The 18,582-nt window shown below is 36.9% G+C and carries 14 protein-coding genes; 8 read left to right on the top strand and 6 right to left on the bottom strand.

Features of this window, described 5'->3' with window-relative positions; genetic code table 11:
- Positions 1 to 91: 91 nt before the first annotated feature.
- From scpA to arsC, 4 genes are all read right to left on the bottom strand, one after another.
- The gene (gene scpA / locus M0051_RS18225; protein WP_306742995.1) at positions 92 to 2,248 is read right to left on the bottom strand and encodes a methylmalonyl-CoA mutase; all 2,157 of its coding nucleotides are present in this window, start codon (positions 2,246 to 2,248) and stop codon (positions 92 to 94) included.
- A gap of 55 nt (positions 2,249 to 2,303) precedes the next feature.
- Complete coding sequence (locus M0051_RS18220) at positions 2,304 to 4,169, bottom strand: methylmalonyl-CoA mutase family protein (RefSeq protein ID WP_306742994.1); 1,866 nt, start codon at positions 4,167 to 4,169, stop codon at positions 2,304 to 2,306.
- 213 nt (positions 4,170 to 4,382) lie between these two features.
- On the bottom strand, positions 4,383 to 5,432 hold the full coding sequence (locus tag M0051_RS18215; protein WP_306742993.1) for an endonuclease/exonuclease/phosphatase family protein: 1,050 nt from the start codon (positions 5,430 to 5,432) through the stop codon (positions 4,383 to 4,385).
- Between the two features lie 104 nt (positions 5,433 to 5,536).
- The gene (gene arsC, locus M0051_RS18210) at positions 5,537 to 5,878 is read right to left on the bottom strand and encodes an arsenate reductase (glutaredoxin) (protein WP_306742992.1); all 342 of its coding nucleotides are present in this window, start codon (positions 5,876 to 5,878) and stop codon (positions 5,537 to 5,539) included.
- Between the two features lie 162 nt (positions 5,879 to 6,040).
- On the opposite strand from arsC, the gene M0051_RS18205 reads away from it, so the two are divergent.
- The gene (locus tag M0051_RS18205; RefSeq protein WP_306742991.1) at positions 6,041 to 6,253 is read left to right on the top strand and encodes a hypothetical protein; all 213 of its coding nucleotides are present in this window, start codon (positions 6,041 to 6,043) and stop codon (positions 6,251 to 6,253) included.
- Positions 6,254 to 6,260: 7 nt separating this feature from the next.
- Here M0051_RS18205 and M0051_RS18200 read toward each other — a convergent pair whose 3' ends face one another.
- Positions 6,261 to 6,926, bottom strand: coding sequence for a Crp/Fnr family transcriptional regulator (locus M0051_RS18200; protein ID WP_306742990.1), 666 nt, complete (start codon positions 6,924 to 6,926; stop codon positions 6,261 to 6,263).
- A gap of 131 nt (positions 6,927 to 7,057) precedes the next feature.
- On the opposite strand from M0051_RS18200, the gene M0051_RS18195 reads away from it, so the two are divergent.
- Entirely contained in the window at positions 7,058 to 7,498 is a 441-nt protein-coding gene (locus M0051_RS18195; RefSeq protein WP_306742989.1) for an OsmC family protein, read from the top strand.
- 52 nt (positions 7,499 to 7,550) lie between these two features.
- Here M0051_RS18195 and prfB read toward each other — a convergent pair.
- A protein-coding gene (gene prfB, locus M0051_RS18190) for a peptide chain release factor 2 (protein ID WP_306742988.1) occupies positions 7,551 to 8,649 on the bottom strand; the annotation gives its coding sequence in 2 pieces (ribosomal slippage) (positions 7,551 to 8,585 and positions 8,587 to 8,649; 1,098 coding nt in all).
- Between the two features lie 278 nt (positions 8,650 to 8,927).
- Between prfB and M0051_RS18185 the strand changes: the two genes are divergently transcribed.
- The 6 genes from M0051_RS18185 to M0051_RS18160 form a co-directional block, all read left to right on the top strand.
- Entirely contained in the window at positions 8,928 to 9,791 is an 864-nt protein-coding gene (locus M0051_RS18185) for a hypothetical protein (protein WP_306742987.1), read from the top strand.
- Positions 9,792 to 9,844: 53 nt separating this feature from the next.
- Positions 9,845 to 10,729 (top strand): DUF6175 family protein, encoded by an 885-nt coding sequence (locus M0051_RS18180; protein WP_306742986.1) that lies wholly within the window; start codon positions 9,845 to 9,847, stop codon positions 10,727 to 10,729.
- A gap of 25 nt (positions 10,730 to 10,754) precedes the next feature.
- Positions 10,755 to 12,869 (top strand): LamG-like jellyroll fold domain-containing protein, encoded by a 2,115-nt coding sequence (locus M0051_RS18175; RefSeq protein WP_306742985.1) that lies wholly within the window; start codon positions 10,755 to 10,757, stop codon positions 12,867 to 12,869.
- Positions 12,870 to 12,915: 46 nt separating this feature from the next.
- Positions 12,916 to 13,485: a hypothetical protein gene (locus M0051_RS18170; protein WP_306742984.1), complete on the top strand. Its 570-nt coding sequence runs from the start codon at positions 12,916 to 12,918 to the stop codon at positions 13,483 to 13,485.
- Positions 13,486 to 13,618: 133 nt separating this feature from the next.
- Entirely contained in the window at positions 13,619 to 14,497 is an 879-nt protein-coding gene (locus M0051_RS18165) for a hypothetical protein (RefSeq protein WP_306742983.1), read from the top strand.
- A gap of 19 nt (positions 14,498 to 14,516) precedes the next feature.
- On the top strand, positions 14,517 to 18,582 hold a 4,066-nt coding region (locus M0051_RS18160), incomplete at its 3' end, for a GEVED domain-containing protein (protein WP_306742982.1).

Below are 18,582 nucleotides of genomic sequence, written 5' to 3'. Positions count from 1 at the left end.
AAATATTGCTGGTATAATGCCGATATATAAATGAATAATGTAAAGGAACAAAGTGACATTTACATTGAGTTCATTTAATGATCGGTGTTAATTAGTCTTTGTATTGCTCGATCAAGATTTCCAACATTTGGATCGCACATTTAGAAACTTTTGTTCCAGGACCAAATACACCTGCAACACCTGCTTCATAAAGGAAATCGTAGTCCTGAGCTGGGATTACACCACCTGCAGTAACCATGATATCTTCACGTCCTAATTTTTTCAATTCCTCGATAATTGCAGGAACCAAAGTTTTGTGACCAGCAGCCAATGAAGATACACCAACCATGTGTACATCATTTTCTACAGCTTGCTTAGCAGATTCTTCTGGAGTCTGGAATAATGGTCCCATATCCACATCGAATCCTATATCAGCGAAACCAGTAGCAACTACTTTACCACCACGGTCGTGACCATCTTGACCCATTTTTGCAATCATGATACGTGGACGACGTCCAGTTTGTTCTGCAAATTTATCTGCCAATTCTTTCGCTTTTGCGAAATCAGCATCTTCTTTTGATTCTGATGAATATACTCCTGACACGGTTCTAATAACAGCTTTATATCTACCACAAATTTTCTCACAAGCATCTGAGATTTCTCCCAATGAAGCACGAGCCTGAGCAGCTTTAACAGCAAGATCCAATAAGTTACCTTCTCCACCGTTAGCACATTCAGTAATTGCTTCAAGAGCTTTCTGTACTTCTTCTTCGTTACGGTTAGCACGAAGCTTAGCCAAACGCTCAATTTGAGCAGTACGTACAGCAGTGTTGTCAACTTCCAAGATATCCAATGGATCTTCTTTCTCCAAACGATATTTGTTAGTACCTACGATAGTTTGAGTACCAGCATCGATCTTTGCCTGAGTACGAGCAGCTGCTTCCTCGATACGAAGTTTTGGAATACCAGATTCGATCGCTTTAGCCATACCACCTAGTTTTTCAACCTCTTCGATGTGAGCCCAAGCTTTGTCAACCAACTCTTGAGTTAATGATTCTACGTAGTAAGAACCTGCCCATGGATCAACCGCCTTACAGATAGTTGATTCATCCTGGATATAAATCTGAGTGTTACGTGCAATACGTGCAGAGAAGTCAGTTGGAAGTGCAATCGCTTCATCCAATGCATTGGTGTGAAGAGACTGAGTGTGACCCAATGCAGCAGCCATAGCTTCGATACAAGTACGACCAACGTTGTTGAATGGATCCTGCTCAGTTAACGACCAACCTGAAGTCTGTGAGTGAGTACGCAATGCCATAGACTTAGGGTTTTTAGGATTGAATTGTTTTACAATCTTAGCCCAAAGTAAACGACCAGCTCTCATTTTTGCAATCTCCATAAATTGGTTCATACCAATTGCCCAGAAGAATGACAAACGAGGAGCAAATGCGTCAACGTCCATACCAGCAGCAACACCTTTTTTCAAATATTCTAAACCATCAGCAAGAGTGTAAGCCAACTCGATATCTGCAGTTGCACCTGCTTCTTGCATGTGGTAACCAGAGATAGAAATTGAGTTAAACTTAGGCATCTTCTGTGAAGTATATTCAAAAATATCAGCAATAATTTTCATTGAGAACTCTGGTGGGTAGATGTAAGTGTTACGCACCATGAATTCTTTCAAGATATCGTTCTGAATGGTACCTGAAAGCTCTTCCAATTTAGCTCCTTGCTCCAAACCTGCAACAATGTAGAAAGCCAAAACCGGAAGTACAGCACCGTTCATTGTCATCGATACAGACATCTTGTTCAATGGAATCTGATCGAAAAGGATCTCCATATCCAAGATAGAATCGATAGCAACACCAGCCTTACCTACATCACCAATTACACGTGGGTGATCTGAATCGTATCCACGGTGAGTAGCCAAGTCGAATGCTACAGAAAGACCTTTCTGACCAGCAGCAAGGTTACGACGGTAGAATGCATTCGATTCTTCAGCAGTAGAGAAACCTGCGTACTGACGAACTGTCCATGGACGCAAAGGATACATAGCTGAATAAGGTCCGCGAAGGAAAGGAGGTAAACCAGAAACGTAGTTTAGGTGTTCCATACCTTCTAAATCTTCCTTGTTAAAAGCTGTTTTAACAGGAATTTGCTCAGGTGTCATCCAAGATTTTTCGATGCCATTTTCCTTTTCCCATTCCTGAGAATTTTTGGCAGCTCTTTGAGATGACTTGATATCTATATTTTTAAAATTTGGTTTCATCTTTAATAAAATTTTTGAAGTAAAATTTGAAAATCTACTTTTTCGTTCTCCTCAATTACTTGATTCCAAGTTCAGCTTGGTAAGCTTTTAATGTTTCAAGTACGTTCGACTTCACGTTGATAAAGTTTTCAACACCTTTAGCTTTTAGTTCGTCAGCACATGCAGGAGCACCAGCAACAACAACAGTTGCTTTTCCTTTTAATGCTTCATAAACTTCAGGAGCGATAGTTGCATATTCATCATCTGATGAACAAACAACAACGATTTTCGCATTTTTTTCAGTTACAAATTTTACTCCTTCTTCAACAGAAGTGAATCCGTTGTGGTCTTCTACGTCGAAGCCGGCACAAGCGAAGAAGTTACAAGCGAACTGAGCACGAGCTTTACGCATGTTCAAGTTACCGATTGGGAACATCATCACTTTAGGACGACCGTTTTCTTTTGCGTAAACATCAGTTTTGTAACGCATTGCTTCGAATGCCTGAGCACCACGGTATGGCTTCAATGTTTCGCATTCAGCATTTTCGTCAGCTTTGTTTTCTGGAGCGAAAAGTTCTGCAGGTAATTCTTTTTCTGCAACTTCACCGAAGTTAGGGAACTGGTTAGTTCCTAAGAAGTTTTCTTTACGAGTAGCAACTGCCATATCTCTTTTCTGAGCAGTAGCTTTGATTGTTTCCTGAACGAAACCAGCTTTGAATGCTGCCAGGTAGCCACCTTTTTCTTGAACTTCAAGGAATAGTTTCCAAGCTTCTTCGCTGATTGATTCAGTAAGAGACTCAATATAGTATGATCCTGCTGCAGGGTCGGCAATTTTTCCGAAGTGCGATTCTTCTTTCAACAACAACTGTTGGTTACGTGCGATACGCTCTGAGAATTCGGTGGTATCTTCGTAAACTGAGTTGAAAGGTTTAACTGTGTAAGAATCTAAACCACCAAGAACAGAAGACATAGCCTCAGTTTGAGTACGAAGCATGTTTACGTATGGATCGTAAACAGTTTTGTTCCAATCAGAAGTTTCTCCGTGGATGAACATTTTACACATTTCTTCAGAAGCACCAAATTCTTTCAAGATGTAAGCCCAAAGCATACGACCTGCTCTTAGCTTAGCAATCTCCATGAAATATTTAGAGCTAGTTGCAAAGTTGAAACGGATTTTTGGAGCAATTTCTTCAATTGACAAACCAGCTTCCATTAACTTGCTTATATAGTCAGCACCGGCAGCTAAACTGAAACCTAATTCTTCAACGATAGATGATCCAGAGTTATTGAATAATCTACCACCAACAGCAACAACTTTGAAGTTTGGAAGTTCTTTTGCTGCTTCAACAGCTTCTTTCAGGTAGTTAAAAGAATTTTCTTCTGAAGTACAGAATTTACCACATGCACTGTAACCACCTAAAATGTCGATAGCAACACCACCTTGAACTTTGTCAAGAGCAATTCCTTTTTCAGTTGCAATTGCTTGTAAGTTTTTAATTAACTCTACTGAACCGTGTGTTTTTTCGAAGTTTACTTCAACACAATCCATGTAAACACCTTCTAACAAAGTTGCCAATTCATCTTTGCTAAGGCTTTTCCAATTTAAAACGAAACCTAATGAGTCGATACCTTTGTTAAGAACGTCAAGAGCTTTTGCATTTGCAGCCTTTACATCTTCAACGATGATATCCTGACGGATGAACCAATTGTTGTTGTCTTTCTTGTTTCCGCGTACATATGGAAAATCTCCAGGATAAGTGTTCATGTACATCTTATCTTCCATGTTCTCCAGTCTGTAGAAAGGCTGAACATTGAATCCTTCATTTGTTCTCCAAACTAACTTTCTATCGAAGTCAGCGCCTTTAAGGTCTTTAGTGATTTTGTCGATCCACTCTTGCGTAGATTGTGGAGCAAACTCACTAAATAGTTTATTATCTGCCATAACTGTAACTGTTTAAAAATTAGGGTCTAAAAATAAGCCCTTTTTATCACTTTGAAAAAGTTTAAAAAATGTTTTGCATCATACTTCTACAACAGGAAATAATGATGAATTATAAATGATGAATGATGAATGAATCATTGAAAACGGATGCTATTAAACTGAAGGTTAATAGTGTATGATTTCTGTGGTTGATGTAAATTCATAATTCTTAATTCATAACTCATAATTAATAATCACTGGTGCATGATCAGAGATTTGCATCCACTCTTGTAAAGTTTCTCCGCTTTTATCGATGAACTTACCGTTTGTAAACAAGTAGTCCAGTTTTCGATTCCAGAATCCATTCTTGTCAGTGGTATGCGTAAAATGATCTTTATTATTATTTCGATATTCATCCAAAGGAATGGCTGCCTGATAATTTTCATAGAAAGGCATCATCCATTCCGTTTCGGCTGAATAATTGTCTGCTTCAAATTCTTCATCGGTACAAACCGAATCATCAAACTTGCTGGTTTGTTTTGTATAAGGCGGAAGAGAATTAAAATCACCTCCTAGTATTAATTGATCTCCCTTTAATGAGATTGCATCAGCGTAAGCTTTAATAATATCCAATTGTTTTTTCTTGGTATCGTCCTTTGCATAGGCCGATGCATGCGTGTTCAGTATATGAAGTTTTTTTCCTTCATGTTCCAATTGAACATCCAGAATGTTTCTTTTTAAATAAAAATATCGAACAATGAAATTCTGCGATTGAATTAAAGGCAGGGCAATTCTCTTCGCATCCGTAAATTTCCATTTCGATAAAATTGCATTGCCGGAATCCATCTTGCCAATACCATCACTCGGAATTTTAGAAGCTTTCCATTGTGATGCATAAGCTGCATAATTTAAATCAGTATTATCAAGAAGATATTGAACTTGATCAATAAAAGCACTTCTTTTGGCATTGATATCTGCCTCTTGTATTAATAATATATCCGGGTTGATCTCTCGGATTTTTTGAGACAAAGCATTTAGATGATTTAAAACCTCGGATTTTTCCATAATGACGCGATCGCCATGACAATCGAAAAAGAAATCGATACGACCTCCACCAAATTTAATGTTCCAGGTCATTACTTTAAGCGTATCCGGAAAGGAAAAATCTTTGATTTCGGTACTTTGATACAGAGAAACTTCAGGTCCGATCTTTGTGTTAAAAGGATCGCAGGCTGCTGAAATTACCGAAAGCATGATCAGGTAATATTTTCTAAATATCTTCATTTTCCTCAATTGATTTAATAACTGAAAACAGGCAATAAAGCTACTGTTGAATTTTGTTGCACAACTCAATTAGGTAATTAAGAAAGATTTAAATTTATAAGAGATTATAAAATCTCGTCAGCGTTTTCGACAGGATCAGCAAATACAGCTTTACAATCCTTTACGATTATCGGGCGTTGGATTAGCTTAGGGTATTCAATCAATATTTTGATCCACTCTTCACGATTAAAGTTTTTCCCTTTAAAATCGCTTTTATATATTTTTTCCTGAGTTCGAATGATTTCTTGGGGCTCTTTGTTCATTCTCATCAGCAAATCAGCAAGTTCTGCTTCGGTAAATTCTTCTTTTAAATACAATCTGATTTCAGGTTCCAAACCTTTCTCCTGAAGGTATTTTAATCCAGCACGGCTTTTGGCACATCTTGGATTGTGATAGATCTTTAACATTGTGTTGTTGTGTATCTTTGGTTTTGTGAATACAAATATACGGCTTTCGAGAATATTAGTAGATATACTTAATGATAAAATTCGGAAGTGTTAATTGTCATGTAATTGACGAAACTTTTGGAAAATCTTTATTAGGTTTAAGCTAATAATAATTTAAACAAAATGAAGAACTTTTTGAATAAAAGAAAATTTGAAATTATTGGCGGATTGATTGGTTTGCTTGGAGGCTATCTGTACTGGAGATACGTTGGTTGTGTATCGGGAACTTGCCCGATAAAGGCCAATTGGTACACCATGCTTCCTTATGGCGGATTATTTGGTATCATGCTGGGTGGAATTGTAAAGCCAAAAGAGAAAAGAAAATCGGAGCAATAAAGAGCTGTCAACCATATTTGGCAATTTCCTCCAAACGCAAGGCGTCGATAATTGTAATGGATTTACCATTACTATTGATTAAACCTTCTTTCCTAAAATCGGCAAGGTTTTTCAAAACACTCTCTTTGGAGAAGCCTATGATTCTGGCCATCTCTTGCCTTGTTAGGGGAATCTCAAATGAATTGCTATCAAAGTTTTTCTGAAATTCACTGATAAGAAAAGCAAGTGCGCCTGCAGAATTTTTCTCTTTTAATTTCATCTGCCAGTTGAGAAAACCTTCATTAACCCATGATATATATTGAATAAATGCCATTGAAAGCGTACTGTTTGCTTTCAAAAGTTTGGTAAAAGTTTCTTTGTCTAATAGTTCTATGGAACAGTTGGTTAATGCACGTGCTGAAAACCGATATTGAGCAGTGGAAAAAACACAATTGATTCCAATAAATTCACCATCAAAAAGTAAGTTTAAAATTTGGCGATGCGGAGCTTCATTCAATGACAATTCTACAATGCCTGATTTTAAGAAATAGATGTTATTAACAGGAGTTCCCTTCTTAATAATCAGTTCTCCGGCTTCGAAATTAAGACTGTTGCTTTTTGAATACAGTTCTTCATTTTCATCACTTGATAGAATGGAAAGGCATCTTTTTCCCGAATCGTGAATTTGCTCCATGTTAATTTGTTTACGCAGGTGTAAAATTACACCCTCTGATATATTTAAGTACACAGGGCTGAAGTCACCATCCTGTATCTTCCTAATTACTTTTGTAAATGTACAATTTAAATCAGAAAAGTATGGAGCAGATGGAAATTCAGAAAATTGATTTTCTTATTGAATCAAAGACAAAATCTAATTCAAGATCAGAAATTAGCGTTAGAAATTTTAAAGTGATGGTTGATGAACCTTCACCTTTAGGAGGCACCGATCTGGCTCCTAATCCGGTGGAATATATTCTTTGTGGATTAAGTGGGTGTATTCATATATTGGCCTTTAAAGTTGCCAATGAAATGGATATTGAACTTAAAGATTTAGATATTGAGATAAAAGGAGAATTAAATCCAGAGAAGTTATTTGGTATGCCAACCAAAGATAGGGCTGGCTATCAAAATATAGAAATTGTGCTGAAACCCGTATTTGAAGCTAATGAAGAGCAAAAAGAAAAATGGTTGGAAATAATGCAAGAGAGAAGTCCGGTGTTGGATAATCTTTTGAATCCTACACCAGTTTCGGTTACACTAGCATAAGTTTGTAATTATCAAATAAAAAGGACGTAATAGAATTACGTCCTTTCTGTATTTAGTTTTTTTCTTCTCCCGCAAATTCCATCAGGAATGCTTTAATGAATCCATCTAAATCACCATCCATTACAGCTTGAACGTTTGATGATTCATGTCCGGTTCTTACATCTTTAACCAATTTGTAGGGTTGCATTACGTAAGAACGAATTTGGGATCCCCATTCAATTTTCATCTTAGCACCTTCAATCTTATCGATTTCTTCCTGTCGTTTCCTCAATTCCAATTCGTACAACTGAGATTTTAACAAACGAAGTGCATTCTCTCGGTTTCCAAGTTGAGATCTACTTTCGGTATTTTCAATGATAATTCCAGTAGGAGCATGTCGCAGTCGAACACCGGTTTCAACTTTGTTAACATTCTGTCCTCCAGCACCACCAGATCGGAAAGTATCCCAGGAAATATCTGCAGGGTTAATTTCAATCTCTATACTGTCATCAATTGCAGGATATACATATACCGAAGCAAAAGAAGTCATGCGTTTGTTGGCTGCATTAAAAGGAGATAATCGAACCAAACGGTGAACACCATTTTCTGATTTCAGGTATCCGTAGGCAAAATCACCCTCGAATTCTAAAGTTGCCGATTTAATTCCTGCCTCGTCACCTTCCTGGTATTCCAGTTGTTTGACTTTGTACCCATGCGATTCTCCATAACGAAGATACATTCTGTGTAGCATGTTTGCCCAGTCGCAACTTTCGGTTCCACCTGCTCCGGCATTAATTTTAAGAATTGCACCCAGTTTATCTTCTTCCTTTCGAAGCATATTTTTCAATTCCAGAGCTTCGATAAGATTTTGCGTTGATGAAAATTGCTCATCTACCTCTTCTGGTGAAGCTTCTCCTTCTTTGGCAAAATCAAAAAGAACGGCCAAATCATCATATGATTCTTTTACTTCATCGTAGGATTCTACCCATGACTTAAGGCCACGAACCTTTTTCATTTGAACTTCTGCTTCCTTTGGATTATCCCAAAATCCGGGAGCCTGAGTTCTCATTTCTTCCTCTTGTATCTGAATTAGTTTGGCATCAATGTCAAAGATACCTCCTTAACGCTTCCGTGCGTTCCGCTAAACTCTTTAGCTGGTCTGTTGTGATCATGTATGGTACATTAATTATTAAGCTGTAAAGATAGTGAACCGGGAGCAATTAACAATGAGCTGATTTTTGCAGTGATACAGTTGGAATTTAAATAAGATAGAATGATTATTCGCCTTGGATTCTTTAGGTCAATTGTTTAATAATTAAACAAAACGCTTTGATAGATAGGTGTTTTTGTATTACAGAGAATCACTTTTCTTTCTGTTATTTTATGATTCGTTGGTGTTTTGAATTAAAGCACCATAATTATTGCTGATTATAAATTTAAAAAGAAAAACATGAAAAAACTATCTGTACTCTTAACTCTAATGATGATGGTGAGCATCTTATTTGCTCAGGAAAAAAAAGAAGTGGTCTTGATTGGGGATGTCAAATGTAGCTTTGAAAATTCTGAGCAATACGCTAAGAATGTTCATGATGTAATTGTACAAGCATTTGTTGAAAAAGGCTTACACGAAGTAATTGATATCAATACTTTATCTGCTAGAGGAAAGGAAATCTATCGTCAATCAGGAGAGTCAGCCTTGAATGAAGATAATATGAAACGCTTGAGTGAAGCAGGAGAAAAGGGTGCTGACTATATAGTTACAGGAACTTTATCGAATTATGATGCCGTTCCAGTGAAAAATGATAAAGGACAGGTAACTGGATTTGGTGGAAAATTGAATTTTGTTTTCAAGGTAACCAACCTGAAAGATGGAACTCAAAAAGGAATGGCAGATATTGCTTGCTCTACGCTATTAAGTGAAAAGACTAAAGATGCAGCTATAATGAAGGCTGTGAAAAATGCAAAAGATAAGGTAATCAAGGAGATTAAGGCGATTTTCCCAATTACTGCTGAGATTGTTGAAATTACAGCAGAGAAAAAAGGTGCTGCAAAAAGCTTACTAATTGAGGCAGGTTCAGCTCTTGGCGTACAGGCTGGCGATCAATTCAAAATCTGTGAAGAGAAAGAGTTTAGAGGCAAAAAGCGTATTATCGAAATTGGTAGAATTAAGGTTACAGATGTACAAGGTGAAGATTTTGCAGAGTGTAAAGTAGTAAAAGGAGGAGATAAGATTTTGGCAAATTTTAATGGAGAGTTAAAGATTTTTGCAGAGATGATTCCAAGAACTGGACCATGGCCTCCAATTAAAATGTAATGCATTAATTCTTTAAAATGAAAGTTAGAATAGTTTCAATAATCATCTTTTGTATGTTTTTGTTATCAGCCTTTGTTTCAAAGGCTGATTCCTACTCTGTAGGAAATTCTCACACTATGGAAGTTGTAGATGAAATGCAACTCCCAACCATTATGGTAATTCCTTACAAAAAGACAGGGGAATCCTACAAGGATATTCTTCAGAATGATTTCGATAAAAGAATTGCCGTTGCAGCAGTTCAGGAAGGTTTTAATCAGAGAGGTGTTACTACTATTGATTTTGAGGCAAAAATGAATGCGGCCATGCGTGCTGCCAATTTTGAAATGAATGATGCCCAGACTGTGGATAAACAGTTGATTCGCAATTCAGGATCAGATATCTATGTTTCGGTTGATATCAAAAAAGATTTTGCAGCCAATGGAAACAGGGTTTCCCTTATTCTTAAAGCCTATGAAACGGCATCAGGAAATATCATTGCCAGCAAACAAACATGGTCGCCTCGATTTAGAAGCAATGCTCTGGATAAATTAACATCCCTTGCCATCAAAATCATGTTGGATGACTTTTTGAATCAGGTAAATGCAAATTTCCAGAAAAAGGCAAGTAATGGAAACACCATTGTGTTGAATGTTTCAATTGCCAGCGATTCAGCAACAGATATGGATACCGAACTTGGAAACGATATGATTCCTTTATCGGATCTATTACGTATTTGGGTGAAAAAGAATGCCTTTAACGGAAGTTACCATGTGCAGGGATCTGTAGCTGAAGCTATCATATTCGATCAGATTCAGGTTCCACCAAAAGATGGAAATGGAAATCCTTTTAGCGTGAGCGACTTTGCTTTCAATCTGTGGGATTATTTACGCAGTGATATTGGCATTGCTTGTAAAAAACGTGTTGATGGCAATACTGTTTATATCACCATTCAGGAATAGTTGATTTCAAACAAATAGAATAACAATGAATTTTCTTGTTTTAAATATGAAAGGTGCCAGCCAGAGTTCTTTGAGGACTCTGGCCCTGTGCCTTTTACTATTAATTCCAATTCAATTGATTGGACAGAATAAGCCTTCGTGGGTGAGCAGTCGACCAATTAATACCATGTATTATACGGGTATTGGACATGCTGAAAAATCGCAGGAAGACTACATGAAAGTTGCCAAGCAAAAAGCACTTAGTGATTTGGTTTCCGAGATAGAGGTAAAGGTTGCCAGCAACTCTTTGCTAAATACTTTGGAAGACAATGCACAGGTATCCACTTCTTTCAAGGAAGATATTAAAGTGGAGGCTCAACGTACCATTGAAGATTATCAATTGGTAGAAGCCTGGGAGAATGAGACCGAATATTGGGTGTACTATCAATTGAATAAATACGATTACAAAGAAAAGGAACGTATTCGAATTGAAAGAATTCAACAAAAGGCTTACGATAATTTGCAGAAAGCAAAGAGACAAAAGATTTCTGGAAATCTATCAGGAGCTATTTTCAATTACGTTGAAGGTTTAAAGCTGATTCAGAATGATCTGAATAAAAATCTGGCATACCAGGTAAATGGTGAAACCATTTATCTTGGGAATGAGTTGTATCAATCTTTACTTGGTGCGTTCGACGATGTTCAGTTATCGGCAATACCGAGTTCCTTAAAAGCACAGAACTTTCAGGCAGTTAAAGAACCAGTCAGTTTAATTGCAAAACAGGGAGCATATTCCATTGCAAACTTGCCTTTAAAGGCAGAGTTCACCTCGGGTTCCGGAGAGTTAAATGCGAACCTTTTAACCAACGAGCATGGTAGTGCAAAATTGCAGATTTTAAATGTGACAAGTAAACAAAGCAGACAGGTGGTTCGCATAAAGCCTGATATGGAAAAACTTTGTGCCGCCAATGATAAAATGGTTCGAAACTTAATTCGTACCATCAAATCCATACCTGAGGCGCAAGTAACAATTGAGCTAGAGGAGCAAACTCTTAAAGCCTTTTTAAGACAAGGGCAATATGGCAATTCAGCTTTAATCAAATCTGTAAAAAGGATTTTAAGCAACAACTACTTCAATTTTGTTCCCAATGAATCATCCGCAGATATCATTGTAGATGTAAGTGAAGAGTTTCGGCAAGGAGGCATTGTTAGTGGAGAGATGTACAACATGAAGGAGTATTTCACATCGGTAAGTTTACAAATTGTGAAAAGAAATACACAGGAAACTGTTTTTCAGTATTCGGTAAACGACCAGCGATCTTTAGCTCCGGAAAGTACTTCTGAATCAACGGCACGCATGTCGGCGAGTCGAAATGTTTTAAAGAAAATGCAGCGAAAGCTCATTCAGGAGTTGAAAAAATTGCAAATGACCATCGATCATTCTGCTGTTGCTCCAACGGTTCAGCCAAGAGTTCAGCCTGAGAGGGCTCAGCAAAACAATACCAAGCCAACTCAGGAGCTACTTGTTCCTTCAGGATTACTGGCCTACTATACATTCGACGATGGAACGGGAAAAAATATTATGGGCTTGAGCAATTACAATGCTTTGGTACAAGGAGATCATGCTCCGATGGTGATCAATAGTACTTTGAGTGGGGCAGGTAAATCGGCACAATTTAATGGAGATTCTTATTTGGCAATTCCGCAGCATCCGATTGAAAACTGGAGTGCATATACCATTAGTGCATGGGTAAAAACAAGTTCGGGAGGAGCCATTCTTGGCAGAAAAGCTGCAGGATGTACCATTTTAGGAACTACGCTTCAAAATCAGTTGTTCTATCAGAAAAGATATTCCGACAGAGGATACCTAACATTTGATTTTGATGCCAACCGAATTTTGTTGGATAACCAGTGGCACATGATCACTTTAACCGTTGAGGTTCTGAAGAATGAATCACGTTCAAAATTGTTTGTAGATGGCCAAATGGTTTTGGTTGAGAATACCAGGATGCAAGGAAATATTAAGAGTGGTGAAGGAGGATTTATTGGTTATGATCCCGGTGCGAAAAGGTATTTCACAGGGGAGATTGATAACCTGAGAATTTACAATCGCCAGTTGCGTGAGAATGAAATTCAGCAACTCTATTTCAAGCATCAGTAAGAATAAAAATTACACAATACATTAAAAACTATAAAATTATCAAGTAATGAAAACACGTTTAGGAAAATTATTTGCATTTGCAATGATGGGTGCAATGTTTGCATGTTCGGCACCAAAACAGGTAGCACAGGTACAACAAGCTGATGAAGTAGATTTTGACGTTCCTTGTTCAGGACCAGAATATTTTACCAATGGAGAATATTTTAGAGCATCAGCTGATGGTTTAAGTCCAAATATGAGTATCGCTAAGAAAATAGCTTATGCAGATGCCCGTGCTGGTTTAGCATCTGAAATTCAAGCAAAAGTAAATGTTGTGACTGACAACTATTCTTCACAGCACGATTTTAACGGAAATCAGGAAGCAAAACAGCGTTTCCAGGATCTTTCAAGAAGTATTGTAAGCCAGGTGCTTAATGGAACCCGTGTGATTTGTGAGAAAATGAAGAAAACCAAAGATGGTAAATTTCATTGTTATGTTGCGATGGAGCTTGCAGGAGAGGAAATCATTAAAAATATGGCAGACAGAATTAGCCAGGATGATAAGTTAAAAATCGATTTTGAATACGAAAAATTCAAGAAAGATTTTAAAGAGGAAATGGCAAAAATAGGATCATAATCAATCGTTTTTCATAACAATGAATATCAAATCACTTTTGATATTATTCGTAGTTTTCTTAGGTAATCTACAACTAAAAGGGCAGGTCCGGGATTCCTGCTCTTTGGTTGTGGATTCTCTACAAACTGAATTTTTGCAAGATTCTGAAAACGGAAAGTTTCCAGCTTGGATTCAGTTGGCAACATCCGATGAATTTAGCATTGGTGTTTCGGATCCCTATATGGATTCGGATATGGCATTGGAACAAGCCAAATTGAGAGCGGTTGCCATGGCTTGTTTAAAGAAGAATCTTGCCTATCGATCGATTGTGGACAATTATACCTCCGATAAAAAGGAAAGGTATGCCAGCTCAAAATTTGTGAGCTTAACCAATATTTTGTCGGCTGCACAGGTCGATTTAAAAACTCTGCCAATAGAAAAAAGTTTCACTTCAAGTTTCGATGAGGTATTTGTTTTGGTGAATTCAGCCAACATCAGGCAAATATCAAATGAATGCGACAGTACAAATACCATTCGAATTTCGGCAGATTTACTCCAAAGTGAGATCAAAGGCTCCAGGGAGGAGAGTTATAATTTTATCAAGCTTTACATCAATACTCCCAAGCAATATCCCATTAAGGAGTTGAAATATTACTCTTACAATACCAAATCGGGAAAGGATATTGTTTCAAAAATTAACCAGTTCGAAATCAAATTTCCTTCCGGGATATTTAGGTATCAGCCATTCCAAAAGTCTGATACAACAGCTTACCAAAATGGAATGATAGATGCATCGTTGCACTATTCGTTTTGGAATGCCTATCTCGATGTGATTCTGAATAACCTGCTGTTGATGACCAAGGAGGGTGGAAAAGTAAAGTCGGTGGGCGATCAGTACAATACCATGTTTAAGAATTTATTTCGGGTTATCGATTATCAAAAAATGAAATTTAGCATTACAGATATAAAGGTGGAAGGCAACCGATTATATATGAAAACTAAATTATATGCAGATAAGATTTGCAAAGCATAATACTACAAACAAATAACTAATGAGACGAATTATTTTAACAATTATTCTAATTCAATTCCTAACCACAGGAATCTATGCACAAGCTTGGCTTGATTATTTACCTAAAAAAACAAAGTCAGAAGAAGCAGTTGGAGAAAATACTTCGACAAAAGCATCTTCAACAACAGGTGTTGAATATACCTTAAAAGATCACCAGAAAGCTTTTAATAAGTACTGGGAACCCTTTAATGTAAATGGTAAAGGTTATTATTATGAAAATGGCGTAAAGAAAAAAGCTTACGGATGGAAACAATTTAAGCGTTGGGAGTGGAATATGAGAGGTCAGGTTGACCCAAAAACAGGGAAATTTCCTGAAAAATCTGCCCAGCAGGTTTTTAATGAATTTTATAGAGGTACCAAGAGTGCAAAATCTACAACTGCCAATTGGAGTGCTATGGGACCTGCCAAAGCGAAAAGTAATATAGACAATTATTGTAATCTGGGCCGTATCAATTGTATTGCCTTTCATCCTAGCGATAATAACACTTATTGGATTGGTGCACCTTCTGGCGGTTTATGGGTTACCAATGATAATGGAAATACATGGCAATGTTTAACCGATGATAATAATGTATTGGGAGTGTCAGATATCGTAATTCCAACTGATTATGAAACTTCTCACACAATTTATATTGCAACCGGAGATAAAAATGCATGGGATAATTACAGTGTCGGGGTATTAAAATCAACCAATAGAGGTAGTACATGGAATAAAACGGGATTATCTCTAGAGTTACGTAATACCGAAACGTCAACCAGGCTGCTATTAGATCCGAATGATGATAACACTTTAATTGCAGCAACTACCATTGGCGTTTTTAAAACTACTGATGGCGGTACTACATGGGATAACAAGTTGACCTCATTATTCTTTAAAGAGATGGAATTTAAGCCTAATGATTTCTCGACTTTATACGGAGCCACAGATGATGGGAAAATTTATTTGTCAACCGATGGTGGAAAAAACTGGAAAAATACTTATGAAAATTCAAATGCACGAAGGGTAGAATTGGCTGTAACACCATCTAATCCGGATGTTGTGTATGCTGTTTTAAGCTCAATGAAATCAGGTTTGGAAGGTATTTATAAATCCACCGACAGTGGAGAAAATTTCACACAAAAATTAGATGGAAGTACATTAAATCTATTAGGATACAGTACATCAGATCCAGGCGGTCAAGCCTTTTACGATTTAGCTATTGCAGCTTCCCCAAGTAAGGAAAATACTTTGTTGGTTGGTGGAATTATGACCTGGCGATCGGATGATGGTGGTGTAAACTGGACCCGAGTGAATAAATCCTTTGATGGCAGAATGGATGGTATAGCAACTGTTCATGTTGATAAACATATGTTGAAATACAGATCTAATGGAGATCTGTTTGAATGTAACGATGGAGGCTTAGCTTTATCGAAAGATAATGGGGATAACTGGACTAATAAGACCAACGGTATGGTGATTAGTCAAATGTATAGGCTTGGTGTTTCTCAAACCATGACTGGCCAGGTAATAACGGGTTTACAGGATAATGGTACATTATTGGTTTCAGATGAATCGTGGAATAAAGTAGGGGGTGGTGATGGTATGGAATGTATTATTGATTATACTGATAGTGACATTCAATACGCAGCAAGCCAAAATGGTCATATATCAAGAACTAGAAATGCTTGGGGAATATCAACAGATATAACTCCTCCTGAAGCAGGGGCAGGAGCATGGGTGACTCCATATATCATCGATCCTAATAATCACAATACACTCTATGCCGGATATAAAGAAGTATGGAAAACTACCGACCAGGGAGATACTTGGGAGGCTATATCTAATATTAAATTTTCTAATAAAATTGAATTGTTAACAATTGCTCCAACAAATAGTTCTGTGTTGATTGCGGGAAAATACAATACTATTTGGAGAACAGACAATGGAGGAAAGAACTGGAAAGAAATTACCAATAATCTTCCTGTTGATCAGTCTTATATACAGAGTGTAATTATAAATCATTTTAACGAAAAAGTAATTTGGGTTTCTCTTAGTGCTTATAATTCCTATAGTGTGTATGAATCAAAGGATGGTGGAGAAACATGGATCGATATTTCCAATGGATTACCTGAACTTCCTACCTATTCACTTGTGCAGAACATACAGTCAACAGATGAAAGTCATTTATATTTGGGTACTGAGTTAGGGGTTTACTTTAAAAAAGGAGATAATGATTGGGTAATATACAATTCAGGCTTACCTAATGTAAAAATTGGGGAATTGGAAATTTATTACGACAATGATAATTTAAATAATTCACGATTACACGCAGCTACCTATGGAAGAGGTTTGTGGCAAACCCCATTGGTTTCTCCAGTTGCTAATTCACCTGTTGTTAAAACAGGAGAGGTGTCATTATTGTCTTTTACGTCCGCACAGGTTTCAGGAGAGATTATTAATGAAGGATCTTCATCGGTAACAGAAAGAGGCTTTGTTTGGAGTACTCAAGCTAATCCTACTATAGATGATGATAAAATTATTGTAGGTGAAGGTGTTGGAACTTTTAATGCCGAATTAGACAATCTAAGTCCGGCAAGCACTTATTTTGTAAGGGCTTATGCTATCAATTCAACGGGTACATCTTATGGAACAAATGTAAAGTGTAAAACAGGATGTAATCCTCCAAATACTCAGGCTAGCAATATGGTAGTTGATCAGATCAATGACAATAGTATTACCATTAATTGGATAAATGATGGAGATCCGGTTCTTGTTTTGGTAAAGAAAAATACAGCAGTTGATTGGGTACCTGAGAATGGAGTAATATACGTAGCAAACTCAAATATAAAAGAGGGCGAAGATATTGGGGGAAGTAATATTGCCATTTATTCAGGAACAGAAAGTACATGTACTGTTTCCAATCTGGATGATAGTTACACTTACCACTTTGCAGTGTTCAAATACAATTCAGATCAAATGTGTTACAATACCGTTGATCCAGCAATAAATAATGCAATAACAACCGGATATTGTGCCGCAAGTGGAGGAGGGAGTTTATTTTTCAATACGATTAAACTTGCTGACATAGAAAATATAAACAGTGGATATGGGGGCTATCAAAATTTTACAGATATCTCAACTAAACTTGGTGCAGGAAAAATCTATACGTTAACAATAAATAAGGAGTTGTCCCAGTTTGGTGAAGTTGATCTTGCAGTGTGGATTGATTTTAATGATAATAAAAGTTTTGAAGATGCAAGTGAGAAAATACTATGTGAAGAAAATTGTTGGAGTAAGACAAGTTTTGACATTATTATCCCTTCAGATGCAAATTTAGGTGAGCATCGAATGCGAATAAGAACGAAAGCATATGAAGAAGGCTGTGGATCTAGTTGTGGAGAAGCAGGTTTAGGAGAAGTTGAAGATTATACAGTAAATATAGTGGATGAGGAGTTGTATACTTTAACAATTTATGTAGATGATGAAGTAGGTAATTCTATAGCAGGTGCAACTGTTAGTCTTAAAGGATATGAATCTCGTGTAACAGATCAATTCGGAAAAGCCATTTTTTATAATATTTCTCCGGAAGATAATATTGAATACACAATAAGCAAGGTAGGTTACAGGAAGTATACCGGGAATATTTCAGTAATAGATCAGGATGTTAACCAAAGTGTTAACCTTTCGGCAGCAGAATATCAAGTGAAATTTGTAATATCTGATGCAAATGGAATCGTACAGAATGCCGATGTGAACCTTCAAAATTACGGAACTGTAAAAAGTAACAATTATGGAGAAGTTATTTTTAATAAAGTAACTCCTGCGAATAATTTAAATTACCAGGTTTCAAAAGATGAATATGATACTTATTCAGGAAGTATAAATGTTATTGATGATGATATTGTTGAAAATGTTACACTTGTTAGAAATGAATTCAATATTACTTTTACAATTGTTGATAATAATGAAATTATTGCAGGAGCAGAAGTAATTTTGGATAATGAGGCAAAAACTACTGATGCATCAGGAAATGTAAGCTATACCAAAAAGGTCGGCGATTATGACT

Source organism: Marinifilum sp. D714 (genome assembly GCF_030851345.1).
Classification (GTDB): Bacteria; Bacteroidota; Bacteroidia; order Bacteroidales; family Marinifilaceae; genus Marinifilum.
The sequence above is the reverse complement of the archived record's forward strand: the minus strand, read 5'-3'. Positions and strand labels throughout refer to the sequence as shown.

Bases quoted from the DNA above. Each gene is read 5' to 3' on its own strand.
- scpA (WP_306742995.1), bottom strand. From the start codon at position 2,248: ATGAAACCAAATTTTAAAAATATAGATATCAAGTCATCTCAAAGAGCT.
- M0051_RS18220 (WP_306742994.1), bottom strand. From the start codon at position 4,169: ATGGCAGATAATAAACTATTTAGTGAGTTTGCTCCACAATCTACGCAA.
- M0051_RS18215 (WP_306742993.1), bottom strand. From the start codon at position 5,432: ATGAAGATATTTAGAAAATATTACCTGATCATGCTTTCGGTAATTTCA.
- arsC (WP_306742992.1), bottom strand. From the start codon at position 5,878: ATGTTAAAGATCTATCACAATCCAAGATGTGCCAAAAGCCGTGCTGGA.
- M0051_RS18205 (WP_306742991.1), top strand. From the start codon at position 6,041: ATGAAGAACTTTTTGAATAAAAGAAAATTTGAAATTATTGGCGGATTG.
- M0051_RS18200 (WP_306742990.1), bottom strand. From the start codon at position 6,926: ATGGAGCAAATTCACGATTCGGGAAAAAGATGCCTTTCCATTCTATCA.
- M0051_RS18195 (WP_306742989.1), top strand. From the start codon at position 7,058: ATGGAAATTCAGAAAATTGATTTTCTTATTGAATCAAAGACAAAATCT.
- M0051_RS18185 (WP_306742987.1), top strand. From the start codon at position 8,928: ATGAAAAAACTATCTGTACTCTTAACTCTAATGATGATGGTGAGCATC.
- M0051_RS18180 (WP_306742986.1), top strand. From the start codon at position 9,845: ATGTTTTTGTTATCAGCCTTTGTTTCAAAGGCTGATTCCTACTCTGTA.
- M0051_RS18175 (WP_306742985.1), top strand. From the start codon at position 10,755: ATGAATTTTCTTGTTTTAAATATGAAAGGTGCCAGCCAGAGTTCTTTG.
- M0051_RS18170 (WP_306742984.1), top strand. From the start codon at position 12,916: ATGAAAACACGTTTAGGAAAATTATTTGCATTTGCAATGATGGGTGCA.